This is a genomic window from Candidatus Dormiibacterota bacterium (assembly GCA_036495095.1).
Classification (GTDB): Bacteria; Chloroflexota; Dormibacteria; order Aeolococcales; family Aeolococcaceae; genus CF-96.
Map to the genome: position 1 here is coordinate 15,401 of DASXNK010000165.1, position 14,729 is coordinate 30,129.

General features: G+C 70.7%; 12 protein-coding genes. 4 read left to right on the plus strand and 8 right to left on the minus strand.

From position 1 onward, the window contains the following. The 6 genes from VGL20_16920 to rpsA all read right to left on the minus strand — a co-directional run bounded on the left by VGL20_16920 (position 1) and on the right by rpsA (position 10,915). Positions 1 to 3,000 (minus strand): UPF0182 family protein, encoded by a 3,000-nt coding sequence (locus VGL20_16920; GenBank protein HEY2705367.1) that lies wholly within the window; start codon positions 2,998 to 3,000, stop codon positions 1 to 3. 54 nt (positions 3,001 to 3,054) lie between these two features. Beyond that, the gene (locus tag VGL20_16925; GenBank protein HEY2705368.1) at positions 3,055 to 3,366 is read right to left on the minus strand and encodes a hypothetical protein; all 312 of its coding nucleotides are present in this window, start codon (positions 3,364 to 3,366) and stop codon (positions 3,055 to 3,057) included. 72 nt (positions 3,367 to 3,438) lie between these two features. Further along, on the minus strand, positions 3,439 to 3,642 hold the full coding sequence (locus tag VGL20_16930; protein HEY2705369.1) for a hypothetical protein: 204 nt from the start codon (positions 3,640 to 3,642) through the stop codon (positions 3,439 to 3,441). Positions 3,643 to 3,728: 86 nt separating this feature from the next. Next, positions 3,729 to 6,653: an excinuclease ABC subunit UvrA gene (uvrA, locus tag VGL20_16935; protein ID HEY2705370.1), complete on the minus strand. Its 2,925-nt coding sequence runs from the start codon at positions 6,651 to 6,653 to the stop codon at positions 3,729 to 3,731. Positions 6,654 to 6,762: 109 nt separating this feature from the next. Continuing rightward, positions 6,763 to 9,276: an ATP-dependent Clp protease ATP-binding subunit gene (locus VGL20_16940; protein ID HEY2705371.1), complete on the minus strand. Its 2,514-nt coding sequence runs from the start codon at positions 9,274 to 9,276 to the stop codon at positions 6,763 to 6,765. Between the two features lie 205 nt (positions 9,277 to 9,481). Beyond that, complete coding sequence (gene rpsA / locus VGL20_16945; GenBank protein HEY2705372.1) at positions 9,482 to 10,915, minus strand: 30S ribosomal protein S1; 1,434 nt, start codon at positions 10,913 to 10,915, stop codon at positions 9,482 to 9,484. A gap of 368 nt (positions 10,916 to 11,283) precedes the next feature. Between rpsA and VGL20_16950 the strand changes: the two genes are divergently transcribed. The 4 genes from VGL20_16950 to VGL20_16965 all read left to right on the plus strand — a co-directional run bounded on the left by VGL20_16950 (position 11,284) and on the right by VGL20_16965 (position 13,178). Next, positions 11,284 to 11,529, plus strand: coding sequence for a hypothetical protein (locus tag VGL20_16950; GenBank protein ID HEY2705373.1), 246 nt, complete (start codon positions 11,284 to 11,286; stop codon positions 11,527 to 11,529). 136 nt (positions 11,530 to 11,665) lie between these two features. Continuing rightward, positions 11,666 to 12,415 carry a tetratricopeptide repeat protein gene (locus tag VGL20_16955; GenBank protein ID HEY2705374.1) on the plus strand — a complete coding sequence of 250 codons (750 nt, stop codon included), beginning with the start codon at positions 11,666 to 11,668 and terminating at the stop codon, positions 12,413 to 12,415. 72 nt (positions 12,416 to 12,487) lie between these two features. Beyond that, on the plus strand, positions 12,488 to 12,715 hold the full coding sequence (gene clpS / locus VGL20_16960; GenBank protein ID HEY2705375.1) for an ATP-dependent Clp protease adapter ClpS: 228 nt from the start codon (positions 12,488 to 12,490) through the stop codon (positions 12,713 to 12,715). A 10-nt stretch (positions 12,716 to 12,725) separates the two neighbouring features. After that, positions 12,726 to 13,178, plus strand: coding sequence for a DUF2017 family protein (locus VGL20_16965; GenBank protein HEY2705376.1), 453 nt, complete (start codon positions 12,726 to 12,728; stop codon positions 13,176 to 13,178). A gap of 76 nt (positions 13,179 to 13,254) precedes the next feature. Here VGL20_16965 and nadC read toward each other — a convergent pair whose 3' ends face one another. Together nadC and VGL20_16975 are read right to left on the minus strand one after the other, a co-directional pair. Beyond that, positions 13,255 to 14,121, minus strand: coding sequence for a carboxylating nicotinate-nucleotide diphosphorylase (gene nadC, locus VGL20_16970; GenBank protein HEY2705377.1), 867 nt, complete (start codon positions 14,119 to 14,121; stop codon positions 13,255 to 13,257). Further along, a partial coding sequence (locus VGL20_16975) for an FAD-binding protein (protein ID HEY2705378.1) occupies positions 14,093 to 14,729 on the minus strand: 637 nt, incomplete at its 5' end. The genes VGL20_16975 and nadC, both read right to left, overlap by 29 nt.

A 14,729-nucleotide genomic window follows, 5' to 3' on the forward strand; every position in this document is an offset into this window, starting at 1 on the left:
TCAGTGGGGGCTGGGGCTGGCTCCCGGGCTCGCCGAGGCGGAGGGGGTGGGCACCACGGTGGCGCCCGAGCCGACCAGCTGGCGGAGCCGGTCGAGGTCCTTCTGCACCGCGTCCTGCTCCTTGCCGTAGGTGACGTAGTCGCCCCTGGCGATCGCCTGCTGGGCGTTGGTGTTGTGCTGGATCAGGTCGTTGACGATCGCCAGCACCTGCGGCGGCAGGGTCACACCGGTGCCACCGGGCAGGGGCGTCGCCGAGGCGCCCGGCGAGGGGGCCGCGCTGGAGGGCGCGCCCAGGCCGGGCACGGGGATGGGCTGGCCGAAGAGGTTCTGGAGCGCGTCGGGGAGGTTGGTGCCCTGGGCGATGCGCGACTGGGTGCCGACGATCACGTAGCGGAGCTGGGGGAAGCTGCCGCCGGCGGCCTGCACGTAGAGCGGCCGGACGTAGAGGAACGAGTGGTTGTTGAAGGGCAGCACGATCACGTTGCCGAGGAACACCGACGAGCCGCCCTGACTCAGGAGGCTGATCTCCGGGCTGATCACCGGGTCGGTGTTGATGTTGTTGTCGAACTGCAGCGGCCCGAGGACGTTGTCGGCGTTGTTGAGGCGGATGGCGACCATCTTCGGACTGCCGGTGCTGTAGTCGCAGCGCGCCGCCAGCAGGGCGGTCATCACGTTGGAACCTGCGCCGCCGCCGCCGCTCTGCGCCGGCGAGAAGGCCTGGAGGAGCACGAAGGAGGCGCCCTTGTCGCCGGGGAGGGTGAGCTCGACGTAGTAGGGCTGGGTGTCCTGGGTGTTGCCCCCGATGATCTCCTGGGCGACCCGGAAGAGGTCGCTGCGGTTGAAGAGCACGTCGGGGTCGGTGATGTGCACCGACCCGTAGGCCTGCGCCTGCGCCTTGAAGAGGTCCTCGGGGTAGCGCAGGTGGCTGCGCAGCGACTCGGGCATGCTGGAGATCGGCTGGAACAGGCCGGGGTAGATGTCGCTGTAGGAGGCGGTGAGCGGCTCCGAGGGATCGACGGCGTACAGGGTGGTCTGGCAGGTGCGGGCGTCGACCACCGCCTTCACCGCGTTGCGCATGTACGAGGTGCCGTCGCTCTGCCGGAACGCCTCGGGGAAGAGGTCGCTGGCCACGTAGGCGTCGGCGACCACCTGGAGGTGCCCGGTGCCGGGGTCGGCGACCACGTACGGGTCGCCGTCGAGGCGCAGGAAGGGGGCCAGCTGGGAGATGCGGTCGCGCACCTCGCGGTGGAGGAGGACGCGGCTGTCGGAGGTGAGCGCCGAGGTGAGGAAGAGGTCGAAGCCCTTGAATGCGCTCAGCGAGATCGCCAGCCGGTCGAGCCCCCCCGGGTTGCGGATGCCGCCGGGGAGGTTGCCGTAGGTCGCGGTCTGGTCGCCGTTCTGCGAGGGGTAGTCGAACTCCTTCTGGGTGGTGTTCACGACCACCGGCTGGGTGGTGGCCAGGCCGCAGTACAGCCGCGGGTCCTTCACCGCGAGGTCGGGCGGGGCGTCGGGCGCCACCAGCTGGAGGGGCTGCCGGCCGGCCAGGATGTCGGGCTTGCCCTCGGCGCCGACCCGGTTCACCGAGACCGCGGTGATGCCGTAGCCGTGGGTGTAGATGAAGCTGCGATTGACGAAGGAGCCGGCAGGGATGTCCGCCTCGGCGACCTCGCGTGAGGAGAGCATCACCTCGGTCTCGCCATTCGGAGAGGGGTAGCGGTCGACGGTGATCGAGGGGAAGGTCTGGTAGCTGCGGCTGCGGTCGATCTGGTTGAAGACCTCCTGCAGCACCCGGAAGTCCTGGATGCGGATGTTCTTGGTGGTGCCCGCGTCCGCCACCAGGTCGGCGACCGTCGGCGGCTGGGGCGGGCTGCCCGGAGGGGTGCCGAACTGGGTGGTGACGACGTTGCGGTCCGGGGAGAGCCCCCAGGCGGTGCGGCTGGTGCTGAGGAAGTCGGCGATCGAGGAGCGCTGGGCGGTGAGCGCGTTCGGGTTCACCGAGGTGGCCCGGTAGATCGCGGTGGGCACCCCCTGGGCCACCCCGGCGAGCAGCAGCCAGCCGGCGAGCAGGCCGCCCAGCACCGCCGCCGCCCGGTAGGCGGAGGCGCCGCGCAGCATCACCAGCGCCGCCACGGTGATGAGCGCGAAGACCACCGCGACCCACTGCAGCGCCCCGAGCACCGGGCGGAGCACGTTCCGCTCGACCGCGTCGAGGCCGATGAAGTTGCCGTGGTCGCTGGTGGTGAGGTGGAAGACGCCGTAGTGGGCGCCCAGCGCCGCCAGCACGAAGATGGCCACCAGCACCATCCCGGCATGGCGGACCGCCGCCGCCATGCCGTCCCGCGGGGTGCGCCCCACCGGCGGCCGCAGCGGCATCGGCACCTCCTCGGGGGCGGTCTCGACGGCGACGCAGAGGCCGGCGAGGCCGATCGCGCCGAGCAGGCCGACGACGGCAGCTCCCCAGGCGATCCCCTGCAGGTCGTCGAGCACCGGCAGGGTGAAGACGAAGAAGGAGTAGTCCCGGTGGAAGACCGGGTCGGTGGCGCCGAAGTCGTGGTGGTGCTGCCAGAGGAGGATCTCCTGCCACTGGCCGGCGAGCCAGGCCCCGGCGATGATCCCCGCCACCACGGCGAGGGCGATCCCCGCGAACACCGCGATCCGTCCGCCGGAGCGGTCGAGCGCGCCCGCGGCGGCGGCGAAGCCGGGGATGTTCAGCGCCACCAGGGCGCCGCAGAGGAGGAAGCCGATGATGAAGAGCACGATCTTCGCCAGCAGCGGCGTCCAGAAGACGTTGGTGTGGTCGAGGTTGCCGAGGAACAGGTACTGGACGCGGAGGTCGACGAGCGAGAAGGCGACCACCAGCACGACGATGAGCACCACCGCGATGGCGATGAGGATCCGCCTGCGCCGGGGCATCAGCGGACCGCTCCGCACCACACGCGGGCGGCGGCCCGGCGGCTGCTTGCGGAAGAGGTCGGCTGGATCGAACCCGAAGTCGCTCATGCGATCAGCGCCGCAGTGTAGCCCCCGCGGCAGGCGGCCTGAACCGCGGCGGGGTCAGCGCCGCTGCAGCAGGAGCCGGATGTCGAAGGGCTCGCGGCGGCGCCGCACCCGGCGGGAGGTGACCTCGGGGCGGACCTGGAGCATGTAGGGCTCCTGGTGCCGGAGCACCTCCTCGATGGCGTCGGCGATGAGCATCCCCGGGTGGATGGTGGGGACGCGGTCGGCCACCAGCTCGGCGACCTTCTCGTTGACGACGGTCATGTCGAGCTCGTGGGCCTGCTCGAGGACGTTCAGGCAGTCGTCGAGGCGGCGCAGGCGGATCCGCCGCTCCCCGTCCTCGGGGCTGATCGGCACGGGCTGGGTCATGGCCGGAGAAAATAGCGCATCGGTGGGCCCGTCGAAGCTGTGGTGGTCACCCCTCCCCCCTGCCGGTGCCGGCTAGACCCGGGCGGGCGCCGCCGGGGCGCGAACGCCGGTGATCTCGGTCTCCACCTCCGGCGACGGCTGCTGGGCGGCGGCCTCGACCGCGGGCGATGCCCAGAGCACGACCTCATCGGAGGCGGCGGTGGCGGTGTCGACCGGCCCCCCCGGCGAGACCCGGGTCTCACCTCCGAGCAGCTCCGCGACGAGCATCAGCACCATGGCGACTCTCCCGGTGAGGGCGCAGCGGCACCCCGGGGTGGTCGGCGAACCCCACGATCATACCCGAGGCCCCGCCGAACCGAGGGTCAGACCGCGGCGGCGGCGGGCTCCGTGCCCCGGGGGCGGCGACGGGAGGCAGCCCGGGGGCGGGCGACGGCGGCGCGGCGGGGGGCCTCCGGGAGCAGCGGCCGCAGGTACCGCCCGGTGGCGCTGATCGGCGACGCCGCCACCTCCTCGGGGGTGCCGGAGGCGATCACCTCGCCGCCGCGGTCGCCCCCCTGGGGCCCGAGGTCGATGACCCGGTCGGCGGTCTTGATCACGTCGAGGTTGTGCTCGATGACGATCACCGTGTTGCCGGCGTCGACGAGCCGGTGGAGCACGCCGAGCAGCTTCTCCACGTCGGCGAAGTGCAGGCCGGTGGTGGGCTCGTCGAGGATGTACACGGTGCGCCCGGTGTCGCGCCGGCTCAGCTCGGTGCTCAGCTTCACCCGCTGCGCCTCGCCGCCGCTCAGCTGGGTGGCGGGCTGGCCGAGGCGGATGTACCCGAGCCCCACGTCCTGCAGGGTGTGCATCTTGCGGGCGATACGCGGCTGGTTCTCGAACAGCACCGCGGCCTCGTCGACGGTCATCGCGAGCACGTCGGCGATGCTCTTGCCACGGAACCTCACCTCCAACGCCTCACGGTTGTAGCGGCGGCCCTTGCACACCTCGCAGGTCACGTAGATGTCGGGGAGGAAGTGCATCTCGATCTTGATCATCCCGTCGCCCTGGCACGCCTCGCAGCGACCGCCGCTGACGTTGAAGGAGAAGCGGCCGGGCTTGTAGCCGCGCACCCGCGCCTCGGGCAGCTGGGCGAAGAGCTCGCGGATGTACGTGAACACGCCGACATACGTGGCCGGGTTGCTGCGCGGGGTGCGGCCGATCGGCGACTGGTCGACGTTGATCACCTTGTCGACCGCGTCGAGGCCATCGATGCCGCTGTGCCGTCCGGGACGCTCGCGGGCGTGGTGGAGGTGCTGCGCCAGCCTGCGGTAGAGGACGTCGTTGACCAGCGTGCTCTTGCCGCTGCCGCTCACCCCGGTGACGCACGTGAACGTGCCCAGCGGGAAGCTGACGTCGATGTCGCGCAGGTTGTTCGCGCGCGCGCCGCGCACCGTCAGCGCGCCCGGACCGCCGCCGCGCCGGCGATGCGGGACCGGCACTCCGCGGTCGCCGCGCAGGTACTGCGCGGTGACGCTGTCGGGGGTTGCGAGCACCTCCTCGAGGGTGCCCGCCGCGACCACGTGGCCGCCGTGCTCGCCCGCGCCCGGGCCGATGTCGACGACGTAGTCGGCGGAGCGGATGGTCTCCTCGTCGTGCTCGACGACGATCAGCGTGTTGCCGATGTCCCGCAGCGCCACCAGGGTGTCGATGAGCTTGCGGTTGTCGCTCTGGTGGAGTCCGATGCTGGGCTCGTCGAGGACGTACAGCACCCCCATCAGCTTGCTGCCGATCTGGGTGGCCAGGCGGATGCGCTGCGCCTCGCCGCCGCTCAGCGTCTGCGCCGAGCGGTCGAGGGTGAGGTAGTCGAGGCCGACGTCGTTGAGGAAGCCGAGGCGCTCGCGGATCTCCTTGAGGATCTGACGCGCGATCAGCGCCTCACGCTCGGTGAGGTGCAGCTCGTCGAGCCGGCACAGCGCCGCGACCACGCTCTGCGCGCAGAAGTCGGCGATGCTCATGCCGTCGACGGTGACGGCGAGGAACTCCGGCTTGAGCCGCCTGCCCGCACATGCCGGGCAGGGACGCTGCATCATCAGCCGCTCGATCTCCTGCTTCACCCAGTCGGAGTCGGTCTCCCGGTAGCGGCGCTGGAGGTTGGGGATGACGCCCTCGTAGTGGGCCTCGAAGTGGCGCGCCCTGCCGGAGTGGGAGACGTAGCGCATCCGCACCGTCTCGTCCTTGGGCAGGCCGTGCAGGATCACCTTGCGCTGCGCGTCGTTCAGGTCGCGCCAGGGTGCGTCGACGGGGATCCGGTACCGGGCCGCCACCGCGTCGACGACCTCGGCGAGCCAGCGCTGCGACGGCCCCCTGGTCCAGCCGGCGAGCGCGCCGCCCATGATGCTGAGACTCGGGTCGGGAACGACCGCCTCCTCGTCGACCTCCATGCGCAGGCCGAGGCCGGTGCACACCGTGCACGCGCCGTGCGGGCTGTTGAACGAGAAGTTGCGCGGCGCCGGCTCCTCCATCGAGATGCCGTCGTAGACGCACGCGTAGTCCTGGCTGAAGAGCATCTGGCTCAGCCCCGACGACTCGTCCACCGGGATGATCAGGATGACCCCGTCGGCGAGCTTCGACGCCTGCTCCAGGGAGTCGTTGAGGCGCGAGCTCAGCTCGGGACCGATCACCACACGGTCGACAACGATCTCGATGTCGTGCTTGTACTTCTTGTCGAGGGTGATGGTGTCGGATAGATCACGGAGCTCTCCGTCGACGCGGGCGCGGACGTAGCCGCCCCGGCGCGCCTCCTCGAACACCTCGCGGTGCTCGCCCTTGCGCCCCTGCACCATCGGCGCGGTGATCATCAGCCGCGTGCCCGCGGGCAGCGCCAGCACCTGGTCGGCGATCTGCTCGATGCTCTGCTTGCTGATCTCGCGCCCGCACTTCGGGCAGTGGGGATGGCCGATGCGCGCCCAGAGCAGCCGCAGGTAGTCGTAGATCTCGGTGACCGTGCCCACCGTCGAGCGCGGATTGCGGCTGGTTCCCTTCTGGTCGATGCTGATCGCCGGGCTCAGCCCCTCGATGTGATCGACGTCGGGCTTCTCCATCTGCCCGAGGAACTGGCGCGCGTAGGCGCTCAGTGACTCGACGTAGCGACGCTGTCCCTCGGCGTAGATGGTGTCGAAGGCGAGGCTCGACTTCCCGCTGCCGCTGAGCCCGGTGATGACGATCAGCCGGTCGCGCGGCAGGGTGAGGTCGATACCCTTGAGGTTGTGCTCCCGCGCACCCGTGATGACGATGGACTCGTGCGGCATGGCTCGCTTTAGCCTACCCGGTCATGGTCTGTGGATAACCGGGCGGACGCGCAGCGGGGGGCTGGGCACGTCGCCCAGCCCCCCGCGTCGGGATTCGAAGGTCGAGAACCTATTCCGGAGCAGCGCCCGCGGCGGCCTCCGCCTTCTCCTCACGCTTGCCCTTGTCGCGTGACCCCTTGGGCACGAGGCGCATCTTCACCGAATCGTCGAGGACCTCGACGAGGACGGTGTCGCCGGAGCCGTGCTTCAGGCGGAGAAGCTCCTCGCTGAGAGGATCCTCGATGACCCTCTGGATGACGCGCCGCAGTGGTCGCGCTCCGTAGATCTTGTCGAAGCCCTCGTCGACGATCCTGTCCTTGGCCTCGTCGGTGACGCTGAACGCGAGCTCCTGCGCCGCCAGGTGGACCGCCACCTTGGCGAGCATGAGGTCGACGATCTGGCGCATCTGCGGCATCGCGAGCCGCTCGAACACCACCACCGCATCGACGCGGTTGAGGAACTCCGGCCGGAACGACCGCTTGAGCTCCTCCATGATGGTGTCGCGCATCTTGCCGTGCTCGGCCGAGCTGGTCCGCTCGTCCGGGATCGCCGGCTGGAAGCCCATCGAGAGGTTGGCCTTCAGGTTGGACACGCCGAGGTTGCTGGTCATGATCACGATGGTGTTCGCGAAGTTGACCGCCTTGCCCTTGGCGTCGCTGAGCCGGCCGTCCTCGAGGATCTGCAGCAGGATGTTGAAGACCTCGGGATGCGCCTTCTCGATCTCGTCGAAGAGCACCACGCTGTAGGGACGGCGCCGCACCGCCTCGGTGAGCTGACCACCCTCGTCGTAGCCGACGTAGCCGGGAGGCGAGCCGACCAGGCGCGCGGTGCTGTGCCGCTCCATGAACTCCGACATGTCGAGCCGGATGATCGCGTCCTCGTTGTCGAAGAGGAACGCGGCCAGCGAGCGCGCCAGCTCGGTCTTGCCCACCCCGGTGGGGCCGAGGAACATGAACGAGCCGATGGGTCGCTTGTGATCCTTCAGCCCGGCGCGCGCTCGGCGCACCGCCTGGGAGATCACCTTGACCGCCTCGTCCTGCCCGACCAGCCGCTTGTGGATCTCATCCTCCATGCGCAGCAGTCGAGAGGTCTCCTCCTCGACCAGACGCGACACGGGGACGCCCGTCCACGACGAGATGATCTCGGCGATGTGCTCCTCGGTCACCTCGGGCACGGTCTGCCCCAGACGATCGCGCCACGCCATCTCCTCGGAGACGTACTTCTCCTTGAGCTTCTTCTCCCTGTCGCGGAAGGAGGCGGCGGTCTCGTAGTCCTGGCCGGCGATCGACTCCTCCTTCTGGATCTGGAGCTGCCGGATCTCCTTCTGCATCGCGCGCAGATCGTCAGGAGTGGTGGTGAGCTTCATCCGCACCCGGGCGCTGGCCTCGTCGATGAGGTCGATCGCCTTGTCGGGAAGGGAGCGGTCGCTGACGTAGCGCTCGCTGAGCTCGGCCGCGGCGACCAGCGCCTCGTCGGTGATCTTGACCCGGTGGTGCTTCTCGTAGAGGGAGCGGATCCCGGTCAGGATCTCCTTGGTCTCGGTGAGGCTGGGCTGCTCCACGAACACCGGCTGGAAGCGGCGCTCGAGCGCGGCGTCCTTCTCGATGTACTTGCGGTACTCGTTCAGCGTGGTCGCGCCGATGCACTGGATCTCGCCACGCGCCAGGGCCGGCTTGAGGATGTTCGCCGCGTCGATCGCGCCCTCGGCGGCGCCCGCACCCACCAGGGTGTGGAGCTCGTCGATGAAGAGCACGACCTCGCGCGATTGGCGGATCTCGTCGAGGATCTTCTTGAGCCGCTCCTCGAACTCGCCGCGGTACTTGGTGCCGGCGACGAGAGCGCCCATGTCGAGGGTGAGCACCCGCTTGCCCATCAGGGACTCGGGGATGTTCCCCAGGATGATGTGCTGGGCCAGGCCCTCGGCGATGGCGGTCTTGCCGACGCCGGGCTCGCCGATGAGAGCGGGATTGTTCTTGGTCCGCCGGCTGAGGATCTGGATGACCCGCTCGATCTCCATCTCGCGCCCGATGACCGGGTCGAGGGAGTTCTTCTGCGCGAGCTCGGTGAGGTCGCGGCAGAACTGGTCGAGCAGGGGGGTCTTGGAGGGCTTCTTCTGGGCCTCCTTGGACTCCTCCTCCAGGCCGGACTCGTGGAGCAGCCGCTCGATCTCGCCGCGCACCTTCTCGAGGGTCGCGCCGAGGTCCTCGAGGACGTGGGCGGCGATGCCCTCTCCCTCGATCAGCAGGCCGAGCAGCAGGTGCTCGGTGCCCACGTAGTTGTTCCCCATGCGACGCGCTTCCTCGAAGGAGATCTCGATGACCTTCTTCACCCGCGAGGTGGGGATGATCTGCTGGATGATGATGCGCTCGTTCCGACCGAGGACCGACTCGATCGTGCTGCGCACTTTGTTGATCTCTACGCCAAGGTTGTTGAGCACCTTGGCCGCCAGGCCCTCACCCTCGCGCAGCAGCCCGAGCAGCAGGTGCTCCGTGCCGATGTACGAATGGTGAGAGCGCTCCGCCTCCTCCTGCGCCAGGGTGAGGACCTTCTTCGCTCTCTCGGTGAACCGTTCGAAGGGATACAAGCTCTCGTTCTCCTCCGCCGACGCTGCCCCGGCGGGCGGACCTCCGCGGGGTCGACCGCGGCGGGCAGCCCCCCGTCCAAGGCGGCTCAGCGACCACCACTATACCCAGCCCTGCGCCCCAGCAACCTCCCCTTGCGGAACGAGGTCGTGACGAGCCGTCGAAAAGGGGCGACGGGGCCCCCGCGATGCGGTCGCGGGGGCCCGCCTACTCCGCCTCCTCCGTGGCCGGCACCGCCGGCCTCGGCTCCTCGACCGCCGCGGCGGCGGCCTCCACGGGCTCGGCGAGCGTGGCCGCCGGCGCCGCCGGCGCCTCCGGCTCCTCGGTCTCGGCGGCGGCCGCCTCCGGCACGGCCGCGGCGGCCTCCGGCTCGCTGTCCGCGGCGGCGGGTGCCTCCGGCGCGGCGGCGGCGGCCTCGGCGCGGTCGGCGGCGGCCTGAACCTGCTCCGCGTGCTCCTCGGCGACGGCCCCGGCGACGGCGCCGAGCCCTGCCTGGAGGGAGCCGATCTCACGATCCTCGTCGTCGCCGCCCTGGCCCGGCTCGTAGTCGGCGCCGGGGTAGTACTCCTCGCCGACGTCGCCGGAGCCGGCCCCGCGACCCTGCAGCTGGCGGAGCGAGAGGCTGATGCGGCGGCGCACCTTGTCGGCGTTGAGCACCATCACGGTGACGTTGTCGCCGACCTTGAGGACGTCCTCGGTGCGCTCGACGTGGTCCCAGGAGAGCTCGCTGATGTGCAGCAGCCCCTCGACCCCGTCGGCGATCTGGAGGAACGCGCCGTACTTCTTCGTCTTGGTGACCGCGCCCTCGACCGGCTTGCCCTGGGGGAAGCGATCCTCGATGGTGTCCCAGGGGTCGGCACTCATCTGCCGCAGGGAGAGGCTGATCCGGCTCAGCTCGGGATCGAGCTTGATGACCTTGACCGAGACCTCGTCGCCGACGGTGAGCATGTCGCTGACGTTGTTGATGCGATCCCAGCTCAGCTCGCTGATGTGGATCAGGCCGTCGGCGCCGCCGAGGTTGACGAAGGCGCCGTAGGAGGTCAGGCCGCTGACCTTGCCACTGACCAGGTCGCCGACCTGGAGCTTCTCGAACAGCTCCTCGCGCTGCCGCGCCCGATCCTCGTCCTGGGCGGCGCGCTGGGAGACGATCAGCCGGTTGCGCTTGCGGTTGACCTCGAGGATCTTGACCGGGATCTTGGTCCCGACCAGCTCCATGAGGTTGCCGCTGTACTGGCGGGCCACCTGGCTGGAGGGGAGGAACCCGCGCAGGCCCATGATGTTGACGATGAGGCCGCCCTTGTTCTGCTCGCGGACCTCGGCGTCGATGATCTCGCCCTCGGACTCCTTCTCCGCGGCCTTCTGCCAGATCCCTTCCGCACGCGCCTTGCGCAGCGAGAGCACCACGTTGCCGTGCTCGTTCTCGGGCTCGATGACGTAGACCTTGACCTCGTCACCCGGCGTCAGCTCGACGGGCGCCTCGCCGCGGGCGACCAGCTCCCGGTTGGAGATCACCCCTTCCGACTTGGCCCCGATGTCGACCAGCACCTCGTCGGGATCGACGCGGACCACGATCCCGTCGACGATGTCGCCGTGGGAGAGGGCCCGGATGCTGTGCTCCTGCTCGTTCAGGAGCTCCTCCATGGTCATGGGCTCGTCGACTGTGGTGGTCTGGGGCAACTCGCTCCTCGTTCGCCTCTGCCTGCGTGCACATGGGACGCCGGTCGAAAGCTGCGGACCCCGGTCCGCGGTGACCGCCGCGCGCTCTGGCGGAATACGGGCGCGATCGCACCGTGCCTGCGCGGCGGGCGGAGTGTACCACCCCCGCCGCGCTCGCTCGGCGGGGTGGTGCGAGGAGCCTTCGCAGCTTCGCGTCGCGGTCTTTACATGTCTGAACCCGATGTCATCCCCCCTTTTCGAGTTTCCTGAGACGCTCCTCTCGCAGCTGGCACCGGCCCCCACGGGGACCGGGAAAGCCCCAGCACCGAACCGGGAACGGGAACTTGGACACGATGCGGATCACCATCACCTGCGAGGAGTGCGGCCGGCGACACCGCCTCGAGCGAACCATCGACGAGGCTGGGCCGATCTGGATCGTCTGCCACGAGTGCGAGCTTCCGCTCCGCGCCGTCCTCGAGACTGGGACGGCGATCACCGCCACCGCGCCGGCCGAGCCGGCCGAGCCCGTCACCACCACCAAGAGCTTCGTCGACGCCTGGACCGGCACCCTCGACCTGTCGCCCAGCACCTCCGCCTAGACCCCTCCCTCCGGACCGGCGGGACACCGCCGGTCCCCCTCCTGCCCTCTCTCTCGGACCGGCGAGCGGCCTCGGCCCTCGCCGGTCCCCTTGTTTCACGGAGTGGGTGGATCGGCAAATCCTGTAGAAAGGGAGGATGGTCATCGACGTCACCGAGGGGTCGTTCGTCCACGACGTGCTGGAGCGGTCGCTGACCGTGCCGGTGATCGTGGACTTCTGGGCGGCGTGGTGCGCGCCGTGCCGGGCGCTGGGGCCGGTGCTCGAGCAGGCGGTGGAGGCGCATCCCGACGAGGTGGTGCTCGCCAAGGTGGACGTCGACGCCAACCCCCGGCTGCAGCAGCGGTACGGGGTGCGCGGCATCCCCGCGGTCAAGGCCTTCCTCAAGGGCCAGGTGGTCTCCGAGTTCACCGGCGCCCAGGGGCGGCCCGCGGTCGAGCGCTTCGTCGAGGCGCTGCTCCCCTCCCCCGCCGAGCGCCTCACCGGCGCCGGCGACGAGGCCTCGCTGCGCCGCGCCGTCGAGCTCGACCCCGGCCTCGCCGCGCCCCGGGTGGCGCTCGCCCGGATGCTGCTCGACCGCGGCGAGGGCGAGGCCGCGGCCGAGGTGCTCGGCCCCGCCCAGCACGACCCGGTGGCCGCGGGCCTTCTCGCCCGCCTCCAGCTCGCCGCCGAGCCCGGGCCGGGCGCGCCGGCGATCGCCGCCCTCGACGCGCTCCGTGCGGGTGACCCCTCGACCGCGCTGCCCGCGCTGGTCGAGGCGGTGCGCAGCGGCGAGGGAACCGTCCGGGACCTCTCCCGCCGGGTGGCGGTGGGGCTCTTCAACGAGCTCGGCGACGCCCACCCGCTGACCCAGACCCACCGTCCCCAGCTGGCGGCGGCGCTGCACTAAGCTGTTCGCATGCCGACCGAGGCCCCGACCAGGCGTGACGCCCCCGCCGGTAGCGAGCGTGCGCGCCGTGACATGCCCTGGAACGTGGTGGTCTGGAACGACCCCATCACCCTGATGTCGTACGTCGTCCTCGTCTTCCGGCGGCTCTTCGGTTACGACGAGACCACCGCGACCAAGCTGATGATGCAGGTCCACCAGGAGGGCAAGGCGATCGTCGCCAGCCAGCCCCGCGAGCAGGCCGAGGTGTCGGTGACCCGGCTGCACGCGTTCGGGCTGCAGGCCACCCTGGCCCGCGGGTAGCCGCGGCAGCATGGCCTGGGTCCGGCGGCGGCTCAATCGCGTCGAGCTGCGGCTCGACCGGCGCGAGCGCGAGATCCTGCTGCGGATCGTCGACGAGCTCCGCCCCGGGCTCGGCGACGACCCCCGCACCCGGCTCCACGCCTACGACGACCCCAAGCTCGACGAGGACTACCAGCGCTACTCCCGACCCGAGGTGGAGCACGTCCGGGCCGCCGACATCGACGCCGTCCGCGCCGCCCTCGGCGGCTCCGACGACCGCTTCCGGCTCTCCGAGGACGAGGCGCTCACCTGGGTCCGGGCGCTCAACCACCTCCGCCTCGTGGCCGGCGCCCGGCTCGGCATCGACGACGACGGCTGGGAGGATCGGGGTGATGGAAGTCTTCTGGAGAGCGAGGAGTACGCGATGCTCGTCACCCTGGGGTGGGTCCAGGAGAACGTGGTCGCCGCTCTGACGCCCTCCTGAGCTCGCCGCCTCCGGGTGGGCGCCATCGCCGGTCCCCCCGCTGCGGCGGGGTGGACGGCGGCGATCGGCGGCTCGGCTAGTAGCGGGTCACCTTCAGGCTGAAGTCGAGGGCGACGGCGGAGTGGGTGAGGGCTCCGACGCTGATGTAGTCGGCGCCGGCGAGGGCGTAGGCGCGGGCGTTGGGGAGCACGACGCCACCGCTGATCTCCACCTTGGCCCGGCCCCGGATCAGCTGCATCGCCTCGCGCACCTGCCCAGGGGCGAAGTTGTCGAGGAGGATGCGCGGGGCCTTGTCGGTGAGCGCCTGCTCCAGCTCCTGGAGGTTGCTGACCTCGACGTTGATCGGCGCCTCGGGGTGGGCCTTGCGGACCGCGCGGAGCGCCGGGCTGACGCCGTTGGCCAGGGCCAGGTGGGTGTCCTTGATGAGCACCTGGTCGTACAGGCCCATGCGGTGGTTCACCGCGCCGCCCATGCGGGTGGCGTACTTCTCGAGGTTGCGCAGGCCCGGGGTGGTCTTGCGGGTGTCGAGGATCAGGGTCTTGGTGCCCTCGACCGCCTTGACGTACTTGGCGGTGAGGCTGGCGATGCCGCTGAGGTGCTGGAGGAAGTTGAGGGCGACCCGCTCGGCGCGCAGCATCGCCCGCGCCGGGCCGAAGAGGCGGGCGACGATCTGGTCCTCCTGGACCTTCTGGCCGTCCTGGGTCTTGGCGTCGAACTGGAGCCGCTCGTCGACGAGCTGGAAGACGCGCCGGGCCACGGTCAGGCCGGCGATGACGCCGTCCTGCTTGCAGACCACCTTGCCGCGGCAGGTCATCTCCGGCGGCAGGATGGCGTCCGTGGTGATGTCGCCGTCGCCCACGTCCTCCGCCAGCGCCGCTTCGATGAGCGGGTCGAGGACGTCGGGTGCGAGCGCGTCAGTTGTGGGTTCGAGCGTTGCTGTCAAAGCGTAGTCCCCTGTTCCTGTCCGTGACCCAGATTCCGAGCCATTCGTCTCCGCTGTCCGGGAAGTCGTCTCGCAGATGGCTGCCCCGGCTCTCCTCGCGAGCCAGGGCGGAGTCGCAGACCAGCGTGGCGGTGAGCGCCCGGGCGCGGAGCCCGGTGGCGGCGACCGAGCCGTCGGCCTCGCACTCCGCCCGGATGCCGGCGGCCAGGTCGCGGGCGGCGCGCAGGCCGCCGGCGTCGCGGACCAGCCCGGCACCGTCCCACATCGCGTCCCGCAGGCGCTCGTCGCGCCGCGCCAGCGCCCCCGCATCCAGGGTGCGCACGCGCTCTGCCGCCGATTCCTCGACCACCGCCGATGCCGCCGGCGGAGGCGCCTCGGCCCGCAGCCGGAGCGCCGCCTCGGCGGCGCGGTGGGCGAAGACCACCGACTCGAGCAGGCTGTTGCTGGCCAGGCGGTTGGCCCCGTGGACCCCGCTGCTGGCCACCTCGCCGCAGGCGTAGAGACCCTCGACGGTGGTGGCCCCGCTCAGGTCGGCGCGCACCCCTCCGATCAGGTAGTGGGCCGCCGGCGCGATCGGGATGAGATCGCGGCTGATGTCGATCCCGAAA

Excerpts from the sequence above, each read along its gene's own strand:
- VGL20_16955 (HEY2705374.1), top strand. The coding sequence starts at position 11,666 with ATGGTCATCGACGTCACCGAGGGGTCGTTCGTCCACGACGTGCTGGAG.
- VGL20_16930 (HEY2705369.1), bottom strand. The coding sequence starts at position 3,642 with ATGGTGCTGATGCTCGTCGCGGAGCTGCTCGGAGGTGAGACCCGGGTC.
- VGL20_16965 (HEY2705376.1), top strand. The coding sequence starts at position 12,726 with ATGGCCTGGGTCCGGCGGCGGCTCAATCGCGTCGAGCTGCGGCTCGAC.
- VGL20_16925 (HEY2705368.1), bottom strand. The coding sequence starts at position 3,366 with ATGACCCAGCCCGTGCCGATCAGCCCCGAGGACGGGGAGCGGCGGATC.
- rpsA (HEY2705372.1), bottom strand. The coding sequence starts at position 10,915 with ATGGAGGAGCTCCTGAACGAGCAGGAGCACAGCATCCGGGCCCTCTCC.
- clpS (HEY2705375.1), top strand. The coding sequence starts at position 12,488 with ATGCCCTGGAACGTGGTGGTCTGGAACGACCCCATCACCCTGATGTCG.
- VGL20_16950 (HEY2705373.1), top strand. The coding sequence starts at position 11,284 with ATGCGGATCACCATCACCTGCGAGGAGTGCGGCCGGCGACACCGCCTC.
- VGL20_16920 (HEY2705367.1), bottom strand. The coding sequence starts at position 3,000 with ATGAGCGACTTCGGGTTCGATCCAGCCGACCTCTTCCGCAAGCAGCCG.
- uvrA (HEY2705370.1), bottom strand. The coding sequence starts at position 6,653 with ATGCCGCACGAGTCCATCGTCATCACGGGTGCGCGGGAGCACAACCTC.